The sequence below is a fragment of the Plasticicumulans acidivorans genome, from assembly GCF_003182095.1.
In the GTDB taxonomy this organism is placed as follows: Bacteria; Pseudomonadota; Gammaproteobacteria; order Competibacterales; family Competibacteraceae; genus Plasticicumulans; species Plasticicumulans acidivorans.
The window spans coordinates 1-1,115 of the sequence record NZ_QGTJ01000028.1 but is presented as its reverse complement, the minus strand read 5'-3'; the positions used below and the strand labels follow the sequence as shown (position 1 = coordinate 1,115).

1 protein-coding gene is annotated in these 1,115 nt (G+C 69.1%); it reads left to right on the top strand.

Going from position 1 to position 1,115, the window contains the following annotated elements; translation table 11 throughout:
• On the top strand, nucleotides 1-1,113 hold a 1,113-nt coding region (locus C7443_RS19735), incomplete at its 5' end, for an acyl-CoA dehydrogenase (protein WP_110020743.1).
• Between the last annotated feature and the right edge of the window lie 2 nt (nucleotides 1,114-1,115).

Here is a 1,115-nt window from a genome sequence, read left to right as displayed (position 1 = left end):
GAGCGCCAGATCGTCGAAGCCGCGCGCGCCTATTGCCAGGAGCGGCTGCTGCCGCGGGTGCGCGAGGCGCATCGCGTCGAGCGCTTCGATCGCGAGATCATGAACGAGATGGGCGAGCTCGGCTTTCTCGGCTGCACCATCGAGGGCTACGGCTGCGCCGGCCTGAGCTACGTCGCCTACGGCCTGATCGCCCGCGAGATCGAGCGCGTCGACTCCGGCTACCGCTCGGCGGCGAGCGTGCAGAGCTCGCTGGTGATGTTCCCGATCGACGCCTACGGCAGCGAGGCGCAGAAGCAGAAATACCTGCCCCGGCTGGCCAGCGGCGAATGGGTCGGCTGCTTCGGCCTGACCGAGCCCGACCACGGCTCCGACCCGGCCGGCATGAAGACCCGCGCCCGCCGCGTCGACGGCGGCTACCGCCTGAGCGGCGCCAAGATGTGGATCACCAACTCGCCGATCGCCGACGTCTTCGTGGTCTGGGCCAAGGACGACGAGGGCGTGATCCGCGGCTTCATCCTCGAACGCGGCATGGCCGGCCTCAGCGCGCCGAAGATCGAAGGCAAGTTCTCGCTGCGCGCTTCGATCACCGGCGAGATCGTCATGGACGAGGTCTTCGTCCCCGAGGAAAACCGCCTGCCCAACGCCAAGGGCCTCGGCGGCCCGTTCGGCTGCCTCAACCGCGCCCGCTACGGCATCGCCTGGGGGGCGATGGGGGCGGCGGAGTTCTGCTGGCAGGCCGCGCGCCAGTACACCCTCGATCGCCAGCAGTTCGGCCGCCCGCTCGCCGCCAACCAGCTGGTGCAGCTCAAGCTCGCCAACATGCAGACCGAGATCGCGCTCGGGCTGCAGGCGGCGCTGCGCGTCGGCCGCCTGATCGACAGCGGCGAGGCCGCCCCGGAGATGATCTCGCTGATCAAGCGCAACAACTGCGGCAAGGCGCTGGAGATCGCCCGCGTGGCGCGTGACATGCACGGTGGCAACGGCATCAGCGACGAGTACCACGTCATCCGCCACGTGCTCAATCTCGAAGCGGTCAACACCTACGAGGGCACGCACGATGTGCATGCGCTGATCCTCGGCCGGGCGCAGACCGGTATCCAGGCCTTCTGCTGAGC